This is a genomic window from Chryseobacterium sp. T20 (assembly GCF_047345655.1).
GTDB lineage: Bacteria > Bacteroidota > Bacteroidia > Flavobacteriales > Weeksellaceae > Chryseobacterium.
In genome coordinates this window covers 311,117-331,143 of record NZ_JBLFDU010000002.1, presented here as the reverse complement: position 1 = coordinate 331,143, position 20,027 = coordinate 311,117, and the positions used below count along the sequence as shown (strand labels likewise).

At 37.7% G+C, this 20,027-nt stretch carries 16 protein-coding genes; 13 read left to right on the top strand and 3 right to left on the bottom strand.

Features of this window, described 5'->3' with window-relative positions:
• Nucleotides 1-20 precede the first annotated feature (20 nt).
• Nucleotides 21-1,916, bottom strand: coding sequence for a molecular chaperone DnaK (gene dnaK, locus ACMA47_RS06835; protein ID WP_413929194.1), 1,896 nt, complete (start codon nucleotides 1,914-1,916; stop codon nucleotides 21-23).
• A 463-nt stretch (nucleotides 1,917-2,379) separates the two neighbouring features.
• Between dnaK and ppk1 the strand changes: the two genes are divergently transcribed.
• The 13 genes from ppk1 to ACMA47_RS06770 all read left to right on the top strand — a co-directional run bounded on the left by ppk1 (nucleotide 2,380) and on the right by ACMA47_RS06770 (nucleotide 18,457).
• Nucleotides 2,380-4,452 (top strand): polyphosphate kinase 1, encoded by a 2,073-nt coding sequence (gene ppk1, locus ACMA47_RS06830; protein ID WP_413929193.1) that lies wholly within the window; start codon nucleotides 2,380-2,382, stop codon nucleotides 4,450-4,452.
• Nucleotides 4,449-5,333, top strand: a complete 885-nt coding sequence (locus ACMA47_RS06825) for an exopolyphosphatase (protein ID WP_079242867.1) — start codon at nucleotides 4,449-4,451, stop codon at nucleotides 5,331-5,333. The genes ppk1 and ACMA47_RS06825 overlap by 4 nt, the downstream gene beginning before the upstream one ends.
• Before the next feature lie 343 nt (nucleotides 5,334-5,676).
• Nucleotides 5,677-6,330, top strand: a complete 654-nt coding sequence (locus ACMA47_RS06820; protein WP_413929192.1) for an NAD-dependent epimerase/dehydratase family protein — start codon at nucleotides 5,677-5,679, stop codon at nucleotides 6,328-6,330.
• The gene (locus ACMA47_RS06815) at nucleotides 6,327-6,476 is read left to right on the top strand and encodes a hypothetical protein (protein ID WP_156106575.1); all 150 of its coding nucleotides are present in this window, start codon (nucleotides 6,327-6,329) and stop codon (nucleotides 6,474-6,476) included. The genes ACMA47_RS06820 and ACMA47_RS06815 overlap by 4 nt, the downstream gene beginning before the upstream one ends.
• Before the next feature lie 142 nt (nucleotides 6,477-6,618).
• Nucleotides 6,619-9,657 (top strand): choice-of-anchor I family protein, encoded by a 3,039-nt coding sequence (locus ACMA47_RS06810; protein ID WP_413929191.1) that lies wholly within the window; start codon nucleotides 6,619-6,621, stop codon nucleotides 9,655-9,657.
• A gap of 91 nt (nucleotides 9,658-9,748) precedes the next feature.
• On the top strand, nucleotides 9,749-10,576 hold the full coding sequence (locus ACMA47_RS06805) for an SIR2 family NAD-dependent protein deacylase (protein WP_413929190.1): 828 nt from the start codon (nucleotides 9,749-9,751) through the stop codon (nucleotides 10,574-10,576).
• A 93-nt stretch (nucleotides 10,577-10,669) separates the two neighbouring features.
• On the top strand, nucleotides 10,670-11,062 hold the full coding sequence (locus ACMA47_RS06800) for a DUF3060 domain-containing protein (protein WP_413929189.1): 393 nt from the start codon (nucleotides 10,670-10,672) through the stop codon (nucleotides 11,060-11,062).
• A 22-nt stretch (nucleotides 11,063-11,084) separates the two neighbouring features.
• The gene (locus tag ACMA47_RS06795; RefSeq protein ID WP_413929188.1) at nucleotides 11,085-11,792 is read left to right on the top strand and encodes a barstar family protein; all 708 of its coding nucleotides are present in this window, start codon (nucleotides 11,085-11,087) and stop codon (nucleotides 11,790-11,792) included.
• Nucleotides 11,793-11,886: 94 nt separating this feature from the next.
• A complete protein-coding gene (locus ACMA47_RS06790; protein ID WP_413929187.1) occupies nucleotides 11,887-12,294 on the top strand; it encodes an HYC_CC_PP family protein in 408 nt (135 codons plus the stop codon).
• Between the two features lie 70 nt (nucleotides 12,295-12,364).
• Entirely contained in the window at nucleotides 12,365-13,750 is a 1,386-nt protein-coding gene (locus tag ACMA47_RS06785; protein ID WP_413929186.1) for a TolC family protein, read from the top strand.
• A gap of 14 nt (nucleotides 13,751-13,764) precedes the next feature.
• On the top strand, nucleotides 13,765-16,917 hold the full coding sequence (locus ACMA47_RS06780; RefSeq protein WP_413929185.1) for an efflux RND transporter permease subunit: 3,153 nt from the start codon (nucleotides 13,765-13,767) through the stop codon (nucleotides 16,915-16,917).
• A 12-nt stretch (nucleotides 16,918-16,929) separates the two neighbouring features.
• On the top strand, nucleotides 16,930-18,015 hold the full coding sequence (locus ACMA47_RS06775) for an efflux RND transporter periplasmic adaptor subunit (RefSeq protein ID WP_413929184.1): 1,086 nt from the start codon (nucleotides 16,930-16,932) through the stop codon (nucleotides 18,013-18,015).
• A gap of 7 nt (nucleotides 18,016-18,022) precedes the next feature.
• Nucleotides 18,023-18,457 carry a hypothetical protein gene (locus tag ACMA47_RS06770; protein WP_413929183.1) on the top strand — a complete coding sequence of 145 codons (435 nt, stop codon included), beginning with the start codon at nucleotides 18,023-18,025 and terminating at the stop codon, nucleotides 18,455-18,457.
• A 149-nt stretch (nucleotides 18,458-18,606) separates the two neighbouring features.
• Here ACMA47_RS06770 and ACMA47_RS06765 read toward each other — a convergent pair whose 3' ends face one another.
• The gene (locus ACMA47_RS06765) at nucleotides 18,607-18,855 is read right to left on the bottom strand and encodes a NifU family protein (protein ID WP_002977212.1); all 249 of its coding nucleotides are present in this window, start codon (nucleotides 18,853-18,855) and stop codon (nucleotides 18,607-18,609) included.
• A gap of 47 nt (nucleotides 18,856-18,902) precedes the next feature.
• Entirely contained in the window at nucleotides 18,903-20,009 is a 1,107-nt protein-coding gene (locus ACMA47_RS06760) for an Mrp/NBP35 family ATP-binding protein (protein WP_034699248.1), read from the bottom strand.
• Between the last annotated feature and the right edge of the window lie 18 nt (nucleotides 20,010-20,027).

The following is a 20,027-nucleotide window of genomic DNA, read 5'->3' as shown; positions in this document are numbered from 1 at the left end:
TATTATTATTAAATCAATAATTATTTTACTTCTTCGAAGTCTGCATCCTGTACATCTTCAGCTCCGGCGTTTCCACCTGCATTCTGAGCACTTGCTGCATCAGCACCTGGCTGTTGACCAGCTGCATATAATTCTTCAGAAGCGGCCATCCAAGCTGCATCTAACGCTTCAGTTTTAGCTTTTACGTCATCAGCATTTTTAGCTTCGAAAGCTGTTTTTAATTCTGCATGAGCTGCTTCGATTGCTGCTTTTTTGTCAGCAGAAAGCTTCTCACCGAATTCTTTCAATTGCTTTTCAGTCTGGAAGATTAATCCGTCAGCTTTGTTGAAGATTTCAACTTCTTCTTTTCTCTTAGCATCTGCTGCAGAGTTTTCCTGAGCTTCTTTCTTCATTCTTTCGATTTCTTCGTCAGAAAGACCTGAAGAAGCCTGGATTTTGATAGACTGCTCTTTACCAGTTCCTTTATCTTTAGCAGATACACTTAGAATACCGTTAGCATCAATATCGAATGTTACTTCAATTTGAGGAACTCCTCTTGGTGCTGGCGGGATATCCTGAAGATCGAATCTACCGATTTCCTTGTTATCGTTGAACATTGATCTTTCACCCTGTCCTACTCTGATGCTTACAGCTGGCTGGTTGTCAGAAGCTGTAGAGAATACTTCAGATTTCTTAGTTGGAATCGTAGTGTTCGCTTCAATTAATTTCGTGAATACAGAACCCATTGTTTCGATACCTAAAGAAAGTGGAGTAACGTCAAGTAATAATACATCTTTTACATCACCTGTCAATACACCTCCCTGGATTGCTGCACCAATAGCTACAACTTCATCCGGGTTTACTCCTTTAGATGGTTTTTTACCGAAGAATTTTTCTACTTCTTCCTGGATGATTGGGATTCTTGTAGAACCACCTACCAGGATTACTTCGTCGATATCAGATGTAGATAAACCAGCATCTTTTAATGCTTTAGCAACAGGCTCCATAGATCTTCTTACAAGATCAGCAGATAATTGCTCGAATTTAGCTTTTGTTAAAGTCTTCACTAAGTGTTTAGGACCTGTAGCAGTAGCAGTGATATAAGGTAAGTTGATCTCAGTCTGAGGAGAAGAAGATAATTCAATTTTAGCTTTTTCAGCAGCTTCTTTCAATCTTTGAAGAGCAATAGCGTCAGCTTTTAAATCTACACCTTCTTCAGCTTTGAACTCGTCAGCCATCCAGTTGATGATCACATCATCAAAGTCATCACCTCCTAAGTGTGTATCTCCGTTTGTAGATAATACTTCGAATACACCGTCTCCTAAATCAAGGATAGAGATATCGAAAGTACCACCTCCAAGGTCATACACTGCGATTTTCTGATCTTTATGGTTTTTATCAAGACCGTAAGCTAACGCTGCAGCTGTAGGCTCGTTGATAATTCTTTCTACTTTAAGACCTGCAATTTCTCCTGCTTCTTTAGTAGCTTGTCTTTGTGCATCGTTGAAGTATGCAGGAACAGTAATTACCGCTCTTGTTACTTCCTGTCCAAGATAATCTTCAGCAGTCTTCTTCATTTTCTGAAGCGTCATTGCAGAAATTTCCTGTGGAGTATATTCTCTATCGTCGATTTTTACTTTTACTGTATCGTTTGGTCCAGCAACTACTTTATAAGGTACTCTTGTGATTTCAGAAGCATCATCTTTAAAGTGAGTTCCGATAAATCTTTTGATAGAGTAAACAGTTTTTGTTGGATTCGTTACAGCCTGTCTTTTTGCAGGATCACCTACTTTTCTTTCTCCATCTTCTGTAAAAGCTACAATAGAAGGAGTAGTTCTCTTACCTTCTGCGTTAGGAATAACAACAGGGTCTTTACCCTCCATTACAGCAACACAAGAGTTGGTTGTTCCTAAGTCAATTCCAATTATTTTACTCATAATATTTTATATTTTTTCTATTTTTAATTTAATTTACACTCTCAATTTCTCAATATCTGTACCATTCGAAGAATTATGACAAAATGACACAATAAAAATAAAAACCTCGATAAAATGGGGTTTTATATGGTTTAATATGGAAATTTTTTCCTACAAGTTTTTATCAGAATGCCATCAATAAGCTTTCCAGGATTTTCAATAACTATTTTGAGATTTTTTCTGGTAAGTTTCTATAGTACCACAATAAACTGTCATGACTGATCAGATATATTCTATCATTTTTCTTCATAAAAAGAAGATTTGATCAATATCAATACTCTAAAAACACATTGATTATCAATATGATGATTATTAATCCAACAGATTAATTCACCAATCTTTAAAAATTAATCAAAGTTTAACCTAAGAAATAGAGGAAGAGTCTTTACGAATGATTATTTTTGATAAAATATACACATTTAGAATGTCAATACACTTTAATCCACGAGATATTACATGGCTTGCCTTTAATGAAAGAGTTTTGCAGGAAGCCATGGATGAAAAAGTTCCCTTACATTTAAGAATACGTTTTCTAGGAATTTTCTCCAACAATTTAGATGAATTTTTCAGAGTACGTGTTGCCGGATTAAAGCGTGCCATGGATTTTAAGGAAAAAGTGATTGCCGAGTCTTTCTACCAGCCGCCAACCAAAATCCTTCAGCGAATCAATGAAGTGGTGATGAGACAACAGCTGAATTTCGATAAAACCTGGAAAAAGATCCAGACCGAAATGGCTGATCATAAAGTTTTCATTAAAAATGCCAAAAACCTGACTGCAAAACAAAAAGAATTTGTCAGACAATATTTCGATGAAGTGGTAGAATCCAATGTGATTCCGATTCTTCTTCATGAAAATACTCCTATGCCTTACCTGAGAGACAAAAGTCTTTATCTGGGAGTAGCCATGAGAAAAAAAGACTGGCAGTATTCCAGCAATTATGCCATTATTGAAATTCCTTCCCGTTTTGTGGGAAGATTCGTATTGCTACCAACGGAAGATCCGGAAGAAAAAAATGTCATGTTACTGGAAGATGTGATTACCTTTAACCTTCCGCACATTTTCTCTTATTTCGGATATGATGAATTTGCAGCCAATGCATTTAAAGTAACAAAAGATGCTGAACTGGATCTGGATAATGATATCAGAACCAACTTTGCAGAAAAAATAGAAAAAGGTCTTAAAAACAGAAGAAAAGGGAAGCCTACCCGTTTTGTTTTTGATAAAGATATGGATAAAGCTCTGCTGGAACTCCTTATCAGAAAACTGAACTTAACGAAGAAAGACAGCATCATCCCTGGAGGAAAAATTCATAATTTCAAGCATTTCATGGATTTTCCAGATGTTTTTGAAAAGTATGAGAGACCTGTCGAAAGAACTTCTTTTACGCATCAGGCATTTGAACATGGGGAAAGGGTGACTGATGTAATTTTAAAAGAAGATGTACTCCTTACCTTCCCTTACCACAAGTACAATCCGGTGATTGATCTTCTTCGTGAAGCCGCTATGGATCCGGATGTAAAATCCATACAAATCACCGCTTACCGTCTGGCAAGCAGCTCAAAAATCATCAATGCTCTGATCTACGCAGCCAGAAATGGTAAAGAAGTAACTGTAATGCTTGAGCTCCAGGCAAGATTTGATGAAGAATCCAATCTTGAATGGAAAGACATGCTGGAGCCTGAAGGAATTACTGTTCTTGTAGGGATTCCTAACAAAAAAGTACACGCCAAACTTTGTGTCATCAAGAAAAGAGCGCACAACAAAACCATTCAGTACGGCTTTGTAAGTACCGGAAATTTCAACGAAAAAACAGCCAGAATATATGGTGATCACTTGCTGCTGACTGCGGACCGTGGCATTATGGCGGATATCAATAAAGTCTTCAATGTGTTGAAAAAACCGAAAGATGACTTTATTCCTATTTTGAAAACTTGTAAAAATTTATTAGTTTGCCCTCAGTTTATGCGTGAAAAGATTGTTCACCATATCGATAAAGAAATCGAAGAAGCTAAGGCAGGAAGAAGAGCAGAGATTATTGTCAAAGTGAACTCAATGAGTGATCGTGCTTTGATTGAAAAAATATATGAAGCTGCCAAAGCCGGAGTGGTGACCAGAATGATCGTAAGAGGGATCTATTGTGCCGTCAATCAAAAGGAGTTCAAAGAAAAAATAAAAGCCATCAGCATTGTAGACGAATACCTGGAACATGCCAGAGTCATGTATTTTTACAATAAAGGGGCTGAAGATATGTACATTTCTTCCGCAGACTGGATGACCAGAAACCTGGATTACAGAATTGAAGCAGCCGCTAAAATCACTGATAAGAACCTTAAGAAGGAATTAAAAGATATTCTGGATATCCAACTTAAAGATAACGTAAAGGCAAGGATTTTAGACAAAAAACTGAGCAATGAATACGTAAGAAATGATAAACACGAATGCCGATCACAAATAGAAACCTATAAATATTTAAAAGCTAAAACAAGCAAGAAATGAAGATAGCAGCGATAGACATAGGGAGTAATGCAGCCCGCCTTCTTATCAATGAAGTAAAGATCAACAACAGAAAGCCTGAATTCATCAAGCTCAACCTTCTCAGAATTCCTCTGAGACTGGGAATGGATGTTTTTACCATCGGAAAAATAGGTCCGGAAAGAGAAAAAATGGTCATTGATTCCATGAAAATCTTCAGTGACCTGATGAAAATATATAAAGTAGATCATTACAGAGCCTGTGCTACCAGTGCCATGCGTGATGCTGCCAACGGTAATGATATCATCAATCTGGTAAAAAATACATCGGGAATCAATATTGAAATTATTTCCGGTGATGAGGAAGCTACCCTGATTTATGAAAATCATGTTGCAGAAGGTCTTGACAAAGAATTTGCCTATCTATATATTGACGTTGGTGGAGGTTCTACAGAGCTTACCTTTTACGAAAATGGTAAAATGGTCTATGAAAAATCTTTCAATATCGGAACGATCCGTCTTCTCAATAATCTTGTGACGATGGACAACTGGAAAGAAATGAAGGATGAGATCAAGAAAAATATTGTCAGCAAAAAACCCATTGTTGCCATTGGTTCCGGAGGAAACATCAACAAAGTATTCTCTATGAGTAAAACCAAAGACGGAAAACCGATGTCTTTGTCTCATCTGAAAAAGGTGTACAAAGAATTTAATGAACTGTCTGTAGAAGAAAGAATGACGAATTACAACCTGAGAGAAGACCGTGCCGATGTACTGGTACATGCTCTGGGCATCTTCAACAATGTGATGTCGTGGTCTGATATCAACAAAATTTTTGTTCCAAAGATTTCCGTAGCAGACGGATTGATCCATAACATTTACAGTCAGCTGCAACATAAAAAATAACAGCCACCAATACCATTGAAAGCCAGCCATTTTTGCGCTGGCTTTTTTATTTTAAACACCTTTCCCTCATGTGTCATTGCGAAGAGCAACGCGATGAAGCAATCTCTATTATTAAGTTTTGGCTAAAGCCAATAGAAGGTGGCTCATTTTTTAAGGCGGGCTAAAGCCCACCTCTATTGAATTATTGAATCCAGACATTTAAGACAACATCTTTTTACTTTTTACTTTTTACTTTTTACTTTTTACTTTTTACTTTTTACTTTTTACTTTTAATTAAAAAAAAATCCTAATTTTAAAGTAAAACCTCCTCCTCATCCGTCTTACCCATATCAATAGCAAAGCAATGAACCCAATCAAAATAATTCTTACAGGAGCAACAGGAATGGTAGGCGAAGGTGTTTTAATGGAATGTCTTGAAAATCCAAATGTCTCTGAAATCCTGAGTATAAGCCGAAAACCTTCTGGAAAAACACATCCCAAGCTGAAAGAATACCTTGTCTCTGACTTCCTTTCAATAGATCTTCATGATGAAAAACTGAAAGGATACGATGCCTGTTTTTTCTGTGCAGGAATCAGCAGTGTAGGCATGAAGGAAGAAGAATACACCAAAATCACTTACGATACAACCCTTCACTTTGCCAAAGCTGCTTTGAACCAAAATCCGGACATGGTGTTCAGCTATGTTTCCGGGGCAAGTACAGACAGTACGGAGAGTGGAAAACTAATGTGGGCAAGGGTAAAAGGCAGAACAGAAAATGATTTGAAAAGAATGGGTTTCAGAGGAGCTTATAATTTCCGTCCCGGATTCATGAAACCTGTTGAGGGTCAAATCAATGTAAAATGGTTTTTTAAACCTTTTATTTGGATTTTTCCTATTTTTTTTCAGTCAAAATCATTAACTTTACACGAAGTGGGTAGAGCAATGATCAATGTAACACAAAATGGATACCCTACATCTACTTTAGAAATTAGAGACATTAAAAATTTAGCGCTATGAGAGACATGTTAAAAAGAATTGTTCTGGTTATTTTTGTACTCTTGCTTGTGACTGCTGTTTCAGGATATTTTTATATGCAGAAACATCCTCTGGAAGGAAATAAATCAGGAACAATTTTAAACTTCTCCGGAAAATCAGGAAAATAATTTCATTCTAAAGTTTCTCATTCGAATATCATTTTATCTTTTATCGAAAAACAAACCTATTTTTTAAACATTTCTTAAAATTCCATTAAAATAGTTGCGAAACATAAAGTTCATTTTTGCATGTATCTAATTGAAGCAAAAAATGATCAACAACTACCTATTAAAAGGGTCTGTGATTGCCGCATTCTTTTTTCAGAGCGGTCTTTTCGGGCAGACACTTATCCATTACTGGAATTTTAACGATAATACTTCTGCAGCTACAGTTACTACACCTACTTCTACGATGGTGAACGGTTCTCTTGCCGCTATAGCCGGAGGAACAAGTGTGATTGATTTTGCCGGAGGTACCGGACAGAATTTTAGTCTGCAAAATTTAAATGCCAGAAACGGTGATGGTTCCGGCACCCATTTAAGATTCAATAATCCGATTGGAGGAGCTTTACAGTTTAATCTGCCTACAACTGGATACAATAATATCATTGTTAAATTCACTACCAGAAGATCCGGTCAGGGAGCAGGAACACAGACGTGGTCTTATTCCACAGATGGAACTACTTTTATGCAGTTCCAGACGGTGAATCCTCAGGATGCCGATCCGCAATTGGTTACATTGGATTTTTCCACTATACAGGGAGCCAATAACAACCCTAATTTTAAATTAAAAGTAGAATTTTCCGCAACGGGAGGCGGAACAGGAGGAAATAACCGTTTTGACAACTTTACAGTAGATGCCACTCCCGCAGGAAATGTTGATACGACTCCACCAACAGTCACTTACCTACCTGCCAATAATACCAATAACGCTTCAACGACTGTAAATCCAACATTATCTTTCAATGAAAATGTAAGATTAACAGATAATTCTGCGATCAACAATTCCAATGCACAAAACCTTATTGAATTCCGTCTTGGAAATGCTACAGGTACACAAGTTCCGTTCACTACAACTTTCATCAACAATACAATTACTGTAATCCCAACTTCCGGACTTGTGCCAGGGCAGACTTATTATGTAGCCCTTAAACCCAATATGGTAGAAGATTTCAGTGATAATGGGATAACAGCTGTTACTTCGAGTACTTTTACCACTGCCGGAACAGCAATTTCTTTAGAGAAGAATTTCATCAAAGTGAATGAAAATGCAGGAAACCTTGCATTAAAAATCAATGTTACCAATCCTTCGACCTCTACGGTAAATCTTGTTGTAAAACCAGCACCTTTCAGCACTGCTGACAGCAATGATTTTACCTTAGCCAATCAGACGATTAATATTACTCCGTCTACAACAAGTTATACCGTCAATATTCCGATTATTGATGACACAGTGGCAGAACAGCAGGCAGAATATTTTGTGGTAAGTCTTGAAAATCCTGTTGGAGCAACTATTTCAGGAGACAATTCTGCAACTGTTTATATTGTAGACAATGATAAACCGGCTCCGGTTCCTTCCCATCAGATCCAGCTGAATTATCTCTTAAGTTTTGATCCTTCAGGAAATAATAACAGTTCTACAGAAATTGTAGTTCATGATCCGTCAACACAACGTTTATTTACAATCAGCTCGATTACGGATGTTTTTGATATTATTGATTTTAGTAATCCTTCAATACCTTCAGTCATAAAAACAGTCAACATGGCTTCTTATGGTGGGATCACAAGTATTGCTGTGAAAAACGGAATCATTGCAGCCGCCTCTCCTAATACTGATCCTCAGCAAAATGGATCTGTCGTATTTTTTGATATCAATGGAAATTTCCTGAAACAGGTAACTGTTGGAGCTTTGCCGGATATGGTAACATTCTCTCCTGATGGAACAAAAGTAGTTACTGCGAATGAAGGCGAGCCGAACGATGCCTATACAGTAGACCCTGAAGGAACCATCAGTATTATAGATATTTCCGGAGGTGTTGGAAATCTTACCCAAAGTAATGTAACGACTCTTAATTTCAATAGTTTTGATTCTCAGGTAGCAGCATTAACAGCAACTGGTTTAAGAAAAGTAAGAACAAATAATACCCTTTCTCAGGATCTGGAACCAGAATATGTAACCATTAGTGCCGACAGTCAGAAAGCATGGGTTACCCTTCAGGAAAACAATGCGATTGCTGAGATTAACCTGGCAACAAAAACCATCACAGGAATCTGGGGATTGGGCAAAAAAGACATGAGTCTTCCGGGTAACGGATTTGATGCTTCAGACAATAACGGAGAGGTTTTAATTGCCAACTGGCCAGTAAAAGCGTATTATGTACCGGATGCAGTACAAAATTATAAGGTAGGAAACACCAACTATATCGTAACGGCTAATGAAGGTGACGAAAAGGATCTTTCTGGATTTAGCGAAAGAACTACTGTGGGTGCAAATACTTATATTTTAGATCCTGTATTGTTCCCGAATGCCAATATTTTAAAAGCTTCTTATAACCTTGGAAGATTCAGGGTTTCATCTGCTACAGGAAATACGGATGGTGATACCGAATTTGAAGAAATGGCAGCTTTAGGAGCCCGTTCGTTCTCTATTTTCAATGCTGATACTAAACAGATTGTGTATGACAGCGGAGATCAGTTTGAACGATATATTGCCGCTAATCATCCATTAATTTTCAATGCGGATAATGAATCCAACGGTGCTAAAAACAGAAGCCGTGCCAAAGGTCCTGAACCGGAAGGAGTAGCATTAGGAAAGATCAACGGGCAGACATATGCTTTCATTACCTTAGAAAGAACTGGCGGTGTCATGGCTTACAATATCACAGATCCTAACAACCCTACGTTTACAGATTACAAACATTCCCGTTCTACTTCAGCATATGGAGGTGATAATGGCCCTGAAGGAATCATCTACATCGCTCCTGAAAATACTACAACCAATAAAGGCTACGTGATTATCGCCAATGAAATCAGCGGAACTTTATCCATGTATGAAGTAGCCACGCCTGCAACGCTTGGAACAGGTGAAGTAAAAACTGAACAGGCCACCTTTACTATATTCCCAAATCCTGTCAACAAAGGAAATACTCTTTATTTTAACAGAAAACAGGATTATGAATTGTACGATATGTCCGGAAAATTGATCGGGAAAGAAAAGAATGCTTTAACCATAAGCACTGCTAATCTTTCTACAGGAGTTTATCTTGTAAAAACTTCGGAAGGACAAATCAAAAGAGTCATTGTAAGATAAAATATAATATTTAGTTGATTGAAAAGGCTTCGGATTTTCCGGGGCTTTTTTGTTACTGGAAAATTTATTAGTTTTAAACTTTAATAACACAATGAAAAATCAATTAGAGAATATTATTCAACAAGTCTGGCATAAAGAAAAAAGAAACCTCTTTACTTTTCTTACCGGTGCAGGAATCTCATCAGACAGTGGCATTCCTACTTATCGTGGAATAGATGGAATTTGGGTGAAAGGAACTCAGTTTCACAAGCCTGAAGAATTTGGAACATTACGCTATTTCAGACAACATCCGGAAGAAGTTTTGCAATATTCTCTTTTCAGAAAAAAGATGTTTGAAAATGCTTCTCCCAACGAAAGTCATTTTGAATTGGTAGATATTGAAACTCAACTTGAGGACAGGTTTCATCTGCTTACCCAAAACATTGACAATCTTCACCGTCGTTCCGGAAGCCAAAGAATCTATGAAATCCATGGGAATAACCGGGAGATCAAATGCTCAAACGGATGCAAAGAAATTATGGACCTGCCTGTGGACATACAAAGCAAAGATCTGGATGAAGATCTTACCGCCAGAGACAAGGAACTTTTAACCTGTGCTCATTGCGGGCATTGGATGCGTCCGAATATTTTATGGTTTGATGAATATTATGATGAAAAAACCAATAAGAAATTCAGTGCCCTTAAAATTGCTAAAAATAGTGGAGTTCTCTTTATTGTCGGAACTTCCGGAGCAACAAGTCTTCCGATTGCTATTGCAGAAACAGCACTCAAATATGGAGCCTTCATCGTAGACATCAATACAGAAGATAATCATTTCACAGATCTGATCAGAAATAAAAAGAATGCTTTAATCATCCGGGAAAAATCTACTGAAGTATTAAAGGTGATTAAAGAAATCATAGCAAAAACAGTCTCCTAAATCAACCTTATTATTTAAGATGATTTAACTTTTAAAATTCTTGAAAAAATCATTTTATATCTATATTTACCTTCAACAAAAACCCAATTCACAATGAAAAATATTAAAACCGCAGGAATTCTTGCTTTCCTGCTGCTGGGAACAGCTACTGCTTTTTCACAATCAAGAAAAACAGAATCTACAAAAGGCGTAGAAAAAACAGACGGAAATAAGATGGTACATGTAGAAGGCGTAGGCCATACGCTCAACTATGCTCTCAACGGAGGAACTGTTGAGGTAGAAGGTGGTGATAATACATTAACGATCAAAGGAAGTGCAAAAAAGATTGAGGTCTCAGGAACAGGTAATAAAGTATACGTTGATAAAGTGGACAAAATCTCTATGGAAGGTGGTGATAATATAGTGTATTACCGAACTTCCGGAACAAAATCCGGAAAACCGGATGTTTCTATTACGGGAGTAGGAAATAAAGTTGTAAAACAATAATTTTTTTTAAAAGACTAATTGCATGTTTGGATTTGCATTAGATACAGGGGATGATCCTGAAATCATTACACTCATAGATGAGGTAAAAAATATTGAAGGATCTAATCCTATTACTTATAAAAAAATAAGGCTGGTACATGTTCATAACATTCCCGGCCTTATTTCTGCTATAAAAAATGCCACTAAAATTTATCAGAACAATGGTTTCATTTACAACCTTGATCAGGAAAATAATATTATATCAGGTACTTTTATCAGCAATATAAAAATAAGCAAATCAAGAAAAAATATCATTCTAACTGGTTTTGCATGGACCAGCCCTAAAGGGTATCAAAAAGCCATGGATATGCAACTCAATAATGAAATGATTGAAAAAAATATCTGGAAAAGCTTTAGAAAAGACGAACTTCAGGGATGGCTTGTGTATGCTTTACATTCTTGTAAACCTGAAATAATCAGAGAAAACATTCAGATTCAGATTGATGGAAACGAATTTTACAGCTTAGATGGCTTTTTCTGTACATTGGGTGAGGAAATACATGGAGTTTCAGGATATTTCGGACGTAATATATACTCTTTGGATGATTGTCTCCGTGGAGATTTCGGGGTAAAGTCCATCTCAGAACTGAATTGGCTTAATCATGAAAGGAGTAAAAAATTATTGAAAACTAAATTCACAGAAATACTGAAAGTTTTCAAAGATTACAATGTTAAAGTTTTACTGAATTGATTTCATAAAAATTTAAATTCTCCTTTAAAATATAAACTTCCTCCATAATTCTATAACACCGCAGCGGATATTCATTCTAATTTTATCCCGCGAAATGAAAAAAATCTTTCACATACTGTTTATCCTCCTATACATCGTAGTTTCCTCAGGGTTTACGACCAGCAGACATGTATGTAAAGAAAATTCCAGTGAGATCCACGTAGGACTGAAAAAACTCTCTGATCTGGATTGTCCGAAATGCAAGACCAACAAACAGAAAAACCACAACGGATGCTGTAAACTGGAAATAAAAAAAATCTGCAAAGAAGATAATCTCCCACATTCTTATAAAAATTCTCCGGTTAAGTTTTTATCTGCTTCCATTCCGTATTACAATTTAGGAACGGTCTTTGAGCAGGCAACCATTCTTGATCCTGAAAACCATACCTTTTATTTTGATCCTTCAAAATACCATCTCAATTACCCTTCCCTTTTCATTCTTCACTGCGTTTATAGAATTTAGAATAGATTGAATCATACGATGATCCCGATCGGGACAATTATTTTTCAATTTTTAATTCTAAATAAATCCTATGAATTTATCATTCAGAGCACTCATCTTATGGCTGGGCTGCCCTGCCCTATCCTTTGCCCAGATCACGGGTTTAGAAGAGGTATTATTAAGGGCCGAAAAAAATTACCAGTCCATCAAAAAAAAGGAAATCAATATCAAAGCATCACAGGAAAGGCTTCAGCTTCAGAAGACGTATTATCTTCCGGAAGTTACCGTGATGGCTCAGCAAAATTTTGGAACCATCAATGCACAAAACGGTCCGATGTACAGTCAGGGCGGACTTGGAGTAGCCTCCACCTCTATGCCGCTGGCAGAACAAAACTGGAATGCAGCGTTCGGAAGTTTATATCTTGCTAACGTCAACTGGAATGTCTACACTTTCGGAAAACTTAAAACCAAAGAAAATGTAGAATCAGCTGATGTAGAAGTTCAAAAGGCAGACCTGAATCAGGAGATTTTTCAGCATCAGATCAAAACAGCAGCAGCTTATTTCAATCTTCTGGTAAGCCAGCGTCTGGAAAATGTACAACATGAAAATCACAAACGTTCCGAAGTCATCTATACCATTGCCAAAGCAAGAGCAGAAAGTGGCTTAATCCCTGAAGTAGATGCTTCCCTGGCAAAAGCAGAAATGTCCAGCGCACAGACTGCCATCATCAATGCCAATGATCATGTCCTGGAATACAATAAAAATCTATCTGATCTTTTGGTCGAAAACTTTACAGAATATCAGCTGGATCATTATTTCAGTCAAAACCAACCTTCTTTACCTACAGAAACCTCATCTTTTGAAAATCATCCCAATACTCTTTTTATAACAGAGAAAATTAACAAGAGTAAACTGCAGGAAGCATATTTACATACCACAGGACTTCCTTCTCTTTCTCTTTTCGGAGTATTTCAGGGACGTGGATCCGGTTTTGGATGGAATTATGTTCAGGACAATTCCGCTTTTTCACAATCTTATGTAAAAGGAATTGGAGTAGACAGGATGAATTATATTGTAGGCTTTAATCTCAGCTGGAATCTTACTGATTTTTATAGAAGCCAGTCCAAAGTCAATGAACAGAAACTCATGACAAAAGCATTGGATTTTGATTACCAGCAACTGCAGCAAGAACTTTATAATCAACAGAATTTTTCTGAACTGAAATATAAAAATGCATTGACAAAAGTCACTGAGTCTAAAATCCAGATGGATGCTGCCACCGAAGCTTTTAATCAACAGAAAGCGTTGTATGAAAATGGGTTGACAACGATTGTAGATTTCACTCAGGCACTCTATCTGCTGAACCGTGCAGAAATCAATTATGAGATTGCACAAAATAACTCCTGGCAGGCAGTCGTACTCATTGCTGCTTCCAAAGGAGATATTTCAATGATTACCAAAGCCATTACCCACTAACCAAAAATTTAAACATGAATCTTATAAAGTTTGCATTACGCAGACCGATATCTGTAATGGTATTGGTATTGGGGTTGTTGTTTTTCGGAATCAAAGCAGCCAAAGATGTCAAAGTAGATATTCTTCCCGAAATGAATCTTCCTGTAGTATATGTTGCCCATTCTTTCAATGGATATACTCCTCAGCAGATGGAAGGCTATTTTACGAAAATGTATGTGAATATGCTTTTGTTTACCAATGGTATTAAAAGTATTGAATCTAAAAATACTCAGGGACTCACTCTGATGAAAGTGAATTTCTATGAAGGAACCAATATGGGTGAAGCTATTGCGCAGATTAATGCGCTTTCTACCCGTTCACAGGTATTTTTACCACCCGGAGCACCTCCTCCGTTTATTATCCGGTTTGATTCTTCATCACAGCCTGTAGGACAATTGGTTTTCCGAAGTAGTTCAAAAACCAATAATGAGCTTCAGGATATTGCCAATTTCAATGCGCGTCCTTTCCTGATCGCTATTCCGGGGCTTACCACTGCTCCGCCATTCGGAGGAAGCCCGCGTACGATAGAAATCAATGTAGATCCTGTTAAACTCCGTGCCCATCATATGTCTCCGGAACAGGTTGTAGAAGCTATAAGCCGTAATAATATTACCTCACCTTCAGGAAACGTATATATCGGAGAGACCAACTATCTTACTCCTACCAACAATACGGTAAAAAAAGTAGAAGAACTCGGAGATATTCCCCTTTTCAAAGGAACAGCGGATAATGTCTATATCCGGGATGTAGCAACAGTAAAAGACGGAGCAGATATTGCAACCGGATATGCACTGATAGATGGTAAGCGGTCTGTTTACATTAATATTGCTAAGGCCAGTAACGCTTCCACTCTGGAAGTAGTGAATAAATTGAAAAAATCATTACCGAAAATCCAGCGAAACATGCCGGATGATGTACAGATTTCCTATGAATTTGACCAGTCGGTTTATATTTCAAATGCTTTAAAAAGCTTGGCTGTTGAAGGAATTCTTGGGGCTTTACTTACCGGACTTATGGTGATGCTTTTCCTGAATGACCGCCGTGCAGCACTCATTGTCATTATGACCATTCCTATTTCTATTATTTCAGGCGTATTATTTCTGAAATTATTCGGGCAGTCTATTAATATTATGTCTTTATCAGGGCTTGCTCTGGCCATTGGAATTCTGGTAGATGAAAGTACGGTGACTATTGAAAACATCCATCAGCATTTTGCTATGGGTAAAACACGGGCACAGGCAATATGGGATGCCTGTCAGGAGATTGCCTTTCCAAAACTTCTGATTATGCTTTGTATTCTGGCGGTATTTGCACCAGCCTTTATGATGAGCGGAATTCCGGGATCATTATTTATGCCTCTGGCTATGGCCATCGGTTTTTCTATGATTGTTTCTTTTATCCTCTCACAGACTTTTGTTCCGGTAATGGCCAACTGGATGATGAAACATGATCCTAAAACCTGTGAAAACCATAAACCCAATTGGTTTACCCACTTCCGTGATCGCTTCACCGGATTTTTATCCTCATTGATGAAAAGAAGAAAAATAATTGTAAGCCTGAGTCTTGCATTGGTTGTATGTATTGGAGCAGGGCTTTATCAGATCACGGGAAAAGATGTTCTGCCTTCAGTTAATTCACGACAGTTTCAGGTTCGTATAAAAGCGACAGAAGGAACCCGAATTGAAGTTACCGAAATAAAAGTCAAAAAGTTTCTGGAGCATCTGAAAGAAAAAGTAGGGAAAGATAATATCGCTATTTCATCAGTATTTATCGGACAACACCCTTCTACATTCGCGGTGAGCCCTATCTATCTTTACAATGCAGGTCCTCATGAGGCTTTGATGCAGGTTGCTTTAAAAGAGTTCAATGGTAATTCTGATGAACTCAAAGATGAACTGCGAAAGTATTATAAAGAAAAGATGCCTGATCTTCAGATCTCTTTTGAACCTATCGAACTGACAGAAAAAATTCTGAGCCAGGGAACAAATAATCCTGTAGAAATAAGAGTTTCAGGGATGATGAAAAAGATGAACCGTATGTATGCAGAAAAACTTTTAACCAAGCTGAAAGAAATTGAATATATGCGTGATCAACAGATTCCTCAATCGATGAGCTATCCTGCCCTGCAGATCAATATAGACAGAACGCGTGCGGCTCAATTGGGACTGGATGCTCAGGATATTGCAAAATCCTTGGTAACCGCTACTGCTTCTACCCGCTACACCAACAAAAACTTTTGGGTAGGAGGAATGATGGGAATTGCTTACGATGTACAGGTACAGACTCCTCAAAATATACTGAACAGCAAAGAGGAACTGGCCAGTCTTCCTTTGTCTAAAAATTCTGACAGACCTGTTTTAGGAGATGTTGCCACCATTACTCCAACAAAAGAATTGGGAGAAAGTTATAACCTGGGAACTATGGGCTATACTACCGTAACCGCCAATATCCATAAAACCGATCTGGAACAGGCTTCCAAAGATGTAAAAAAAGCAATTGAATCATTGGGTGAACTACCAAAAGGAATCAATATTGAAGTTTCCGGAATGTCACCTGTATTGGATGAAACGATGAACAGTCTTTCATCAGGATTGCTTATTGCTGCAGCTGTTATTTTTCTCATGCTGGCTGCAACTTTCCAGTCCTTCAGAGTTTCACTGGTTATTCTCACAACAGTTCCTTTTGTGATTGTAGGATCTTTAGCGCTGCTAAAAATTACGGGTTCTACTTTAAATCTTCAGTCGTATATGGGACTGATCATGTCGGTAGGAGTTTCAATTGCTAATGCTGTTCTATTGATCAGTAATGCAGAAACCATCAGAAAATCTACTGGAAATGCTGCAGAAGCAGGTATTGAAGCGGCAAGGCTGCGTATCCGTCCTATCATTATGACTACCTTGGCCATGGCTGCCGGAATGCTTCCTATGGCAATAGGTTTTGGGGAAGGCGGAGATCAGGTTTCCCCACTCGGCAGGGCAGTGATCGGAGGACTTATTTTCTCCACGTTTTCTGTTCTGGTCATTCTTCCTCTTGTTTTTGGATGGATGCAAAACAAAGCCAGCATTATTTCTCCTTCGTTAGACCCTGAAGATGAGGAAAGTATTCATTATTCTAATCCCAACCTTTAATTTTTACATTCAATGAAAAATATTTTATATACAGCCGCTATTGTAAGTCTTCTTGCTATTCAGGTTTCCTGTAGTCAGGAAAAAGAAACTCCCAAACAGGAAATGAAACCTATGATGATGATGAACAACATGGAAACTGTAATCATTAAAAAAAGCAATCCTAAAGTGGATCTGAAACTTCCGGGTGAACTGATTCCGGATCAGGAAACGGCATTATTTGCCAAAGTACAGAGCTACGTCAAAAAAATCAATGTGGATATAGGTTCTTATGTAAGTGCCGGACAAGTTCTTATGATTCTTGAAGCTCCTGAAATACAGTCTCAGGCCGCCAATGCAAAAGCAAAATGGCAGGCACAGGAAGCAATTTACGCGGCTACAAAATCCAACTACGACAGAACCTACAGAGCCAACGAAACCAAAGGCGCCATAGCTAAAGATGCCCTGGATCAGATCACCGCCAGAAAACTTTCTGACCAGGCACAGCTCAATGCAGCAAAATCTGCTTATCATGAGATTCAGGATATCAACCGGTATCTGGTGATCCGTGCTCCTTTCAGCGGAGTGATTACAGAAAGAAATGTAGATCTGGGTGCTTATGTAGGGCCTATGGGCGGAACTCCGCTGATGGTTATACAGAACACCTCCAAACTCCGTCTCAGCTTATCTATTCCTGAAGCCAATGTTCCTTATATGAATATTGGAGATACCATTTCATTCAGGATCAATGCACTTCCTGAAAAAAGTTTTAAGGCCAGAATATCCAGAAAGTCCGGCTCTTTAGATCTAAAACTGCGTTCCGAGAAAATAGAGGCCGATTTTATCAATCACTCCAAAGAATTAAAGCCTTTCATGATCGCAGAATCTATGATTCCTTTACAGAATAATGAACCCACATTTTTTATTCCAAGGTCAGCTTTGGTAGAAAGTAATATGGGCATTTACATCATTAAAAAAGAAAATGGAAAAGCCCGGTTTATTCCGGTAAAAAAAGGAAGAATCTTCAATGAAACAATTGAAGTCTTTGGTGACCTGTCGGAAGGAGATGCCATTATTAAAAAAGGAAATGAGGAAATTTTAGAAGGAAGTTTAATTAAATAACATCACAATGATAACAACATTCATCAGAAACACATTCATTATTATCTTCAGTGCAGCGGCTTTGTCTGCCTGCACTCAGGAAAAGTCTAAGAAAACCGTCACGGAAAAACCAACCATGGCAGAGCAAATGAAACCTGCAGCTTCCGGAAAGTTTGCAAAAGGTGACAGAGTTCCCAATGAAACGGTATGCATGGTCAATAACGCCTACATGGGTAAAAAACAAATAGAAGTTCCTCATGATGGCAAAATCTACTACGGCTGCTGCGAAATGTGTGTAGAAAGAATTCCAAAGGATAAGACAGCAAGAGAAGCCATAGATCCATTTACCGGAAAAACGATAGATAAAGCAGATGCTTATATTGTCATGATCAGTGATGAAGGTGAAGTGGCTTATTTTGAAAATGAGGAAAATTATAAAAAGTTCCTGGCTCAGAATTCATAATGAATATGTTCTGATACGTCTTTTTATGATCAGAAACCTCACAGGTTTTGAAAACCTGTGAGGTTTGATTTTATATTCTTTCATTTATTATAAACAAAAAAGACAGACCTTAAAAAAGCCTGTCTTTTAAAAATATCTCAGATATAATTTTACTCTACGTTGATTACCTTTTCGATTTCCGGAGCATGTTGTTTGATTGTATTTTCAACCCCTAATTTTAAGGTTGAAAAATTCAATGAACACCCGGAACAGTTACCTAAAAGTTTCACAAACACCTGATTATCTTTCACATCAATAAGCTCAATATCACCTCCATCTTTATTCAAAAACGGTCTGATGCTTTCCAGAGCTTCCATTACTCTTGTTACTGTATCTTCGTGCGTTATGTTTGTTTCCATATTTTTTCAGTTCAATTCGGTTTTTTCAAATTTTATTGAAATTATTATTATTTTGCTTTTGGCGAACATCCTGCCATTGTAGAGATCTTCACCGCTTCAGTAGGAGGAAGACTTTTATTTCTTTCCACTAAGCTTTCCACCATTTTTCTGGCAGTTTCTGTGTAAATATCTGCAATTTTAGATCCTTCCTGAAGCGCAGCCGGTCTTCCAACATCTCCTGCCTCTCTGATGCTTTGGATCAAAGGAATTTCTCCCAATACAGGAATTCCAAGATCTTCAGCTAAATATTGTGCTCCCTGGTTTCCAAAGATATAATATTTATTGTCAGGAAGTTCTTCCGGTGTAAAATACGCCATATTTTCAATTAATCCAAGAACCGGAATGTTAATACTTTCCATCTGGAACATTGCAATACCTTTTCTTACATCTGCCAATGCAACATGCTGAGGTGTACTTACAATCACAGCACCTGTTACCGGTACTTCCTGAATAATTGATAAGTGAATATCTCCTGTTCCCGGAGGAAGGTCAATTAATAAGAAATCCAGTTCTCCCCATGCAGCATCTCTGATCATCTGGTTCAAAGCTTTTGAAGCCATAGGACCTCTCCATACTACAGCCTGATTAGCTCCTGAGAAGTATCCTATTGAAAGCATTTTTACACCATAATTCTCGATAGGTTTCATAAGATTCTTACCATTCACTTCCACAGAAATTGGCTTTTGCCCTTCTGTATCGAACATGGTAGGAACTGAAGGACCATAGATATCAGCATCCAGTAATCCTACTTTAAAGCCCATTTTTGCTAATGTTACTGCCATATTTGCAGAAACGGTAGATTTTCCTACTCCTCCTTTACCGGAAGCAATAGCGATAATATTTTGAATTCCCGGAATTTGTTTTCCTTTGATCTGACTTTGCTGAATTTCACTAGGCTCCGGAGAAACGATTTTAAGTTTTAAATGAATGTCTTCTCCAAACTCACTGGCAAAAGCCTGTTTCATAGCAGCCTCCAGTTTTTTCTTTTCGTGCATTGCAGGCGAATGAGCAGTCATGTCAATATAAACATCGTTACCCATAATCTGAAGATTATTCACCAAATCATCTACTTCTATTTCTTTAAGGAATTCCTGAACCTTTTCTTTCGTCAACATATAAATATAAATTGTTTA

What these genes read in the sequence shown, in the direction of transcription:
- ACMA47_RS06765 (WP_002977212.1), bottom strand. Translation starts at nt 18,855, where the DNA reads ATGGAAACAAACATAACGCACGAAGATACAGTAACAAGAGTAATGGAA.
- ACMA47_RS06760 (WP_034699248.1), bottom strand. Translation starts at nt 20,009, where the DNA reads ATGTTGACGAAAGAAAAGGTTCAGGAATTCCTTAAAGAAATAGAAGTA.
- ACMA47_RS06775 (WP_413929184.1), top strand. Translation starts at nt 16,930, where the DNA reads ATGAAAAATATTTTATATACAGCCGCTATTGTAAGTCTTCTTGCTATT.
- ACMA47_RS06805 (WP_413929190.1), top strand. Translation starts at nt 9,749, where the DNA reads ATGAAAAATCAATTAGAGAATATTATTCAACAAGTCTGGCATAAAGAA.
- ACMA47_RS06785 (WP_413929186.1), top strand. Translation starts at nt 12,365, where the DNA reads ATGAATTTATCATTCAGAGCACTCATCTTATGGCTGGGCTGCCCTGCC.
- ACMA47_RS06815 (WP_156106575.1), top strand. Translation starts at nt 6,327, where the DNA reads ATGAGAGACATGTTAAAAAGAATTGTTCTGGTTATTTTTGTACTCTTG.
- dnaK (WP_413929194.1), bottom strand. Translation starts at nt 1,916, where the DNA reads ATGAGTAAAATAATTGGAATTGACTTAGGAACAACCAACTCTTGTGTT.
- ACMA47_RS06770 (WP_413929183.1), top strand. Translation starts at nt 18,023, where the DNA reads ATGATAACAACATTCATCAGAAACACATTCATTATTATCTTCAGTGCA.
- ACMA47_RS06780 (WP_413929185.1), top strand. Translation starts at nt 13,765, where the DNA reads ATGAATCTTATAAAGTTTGCATTACGCAGACCGATATCTGTAATGGTA.
- ACMA47_RS06795 (WP_413929188.1), top strand. Translation starts at nt 11,085, where the DNA reads ATGTTTGGATTTGCATTAGATACAGGGGATGATCCTGAAATCATTACA.
- ACMA47_RS06825 (WP_079242867.1), top strand. Translation starts at nt 4,449, where the DNA reads ATGAAGATAGCAGCGATAGACATAGGGAGTAATGCAGCCCGCCTTCTT.
- ACMA47_RS06820 (WP_413929192.1), top strand. Translation starts at nt 5,677, where the DNA reads ATGAACCCAATCAAAATAATTCTTACAGGAGCAACAGGAATGGTAGGC.
- ACMA47_RS06790 (WP_413929187.1), top strand. Translation starts at nt 11,887, where the DNA reads ATGAAAAAAATCTTTCACATACTGTTTATCCTCCTATACATCGTAGTT.
- ACMA47_RS06810 (WP_413929191.1), top strand. Translation starts at nt 6,619, where the DNA reads ATGATCAACAACTACCTATTAAAAGGGTCTGTGATTGCCGCATTCTTT.
- ppk1 (WP_413929193.1), top strand. Translation starts at nt 2,380, where the DNA reads ATGTCAATACACTTTAATCCACGAGATATTACATGGCTTGCCTTTAAT.
- ACMA47_RS06800 (WP_413929189.1), top strand. Translation starts at nt 10,670, where the DNA reads ATGAAAAATATTAAAACCGCAGGAATTCTTGCTTTCCTGCTGCTGGGA.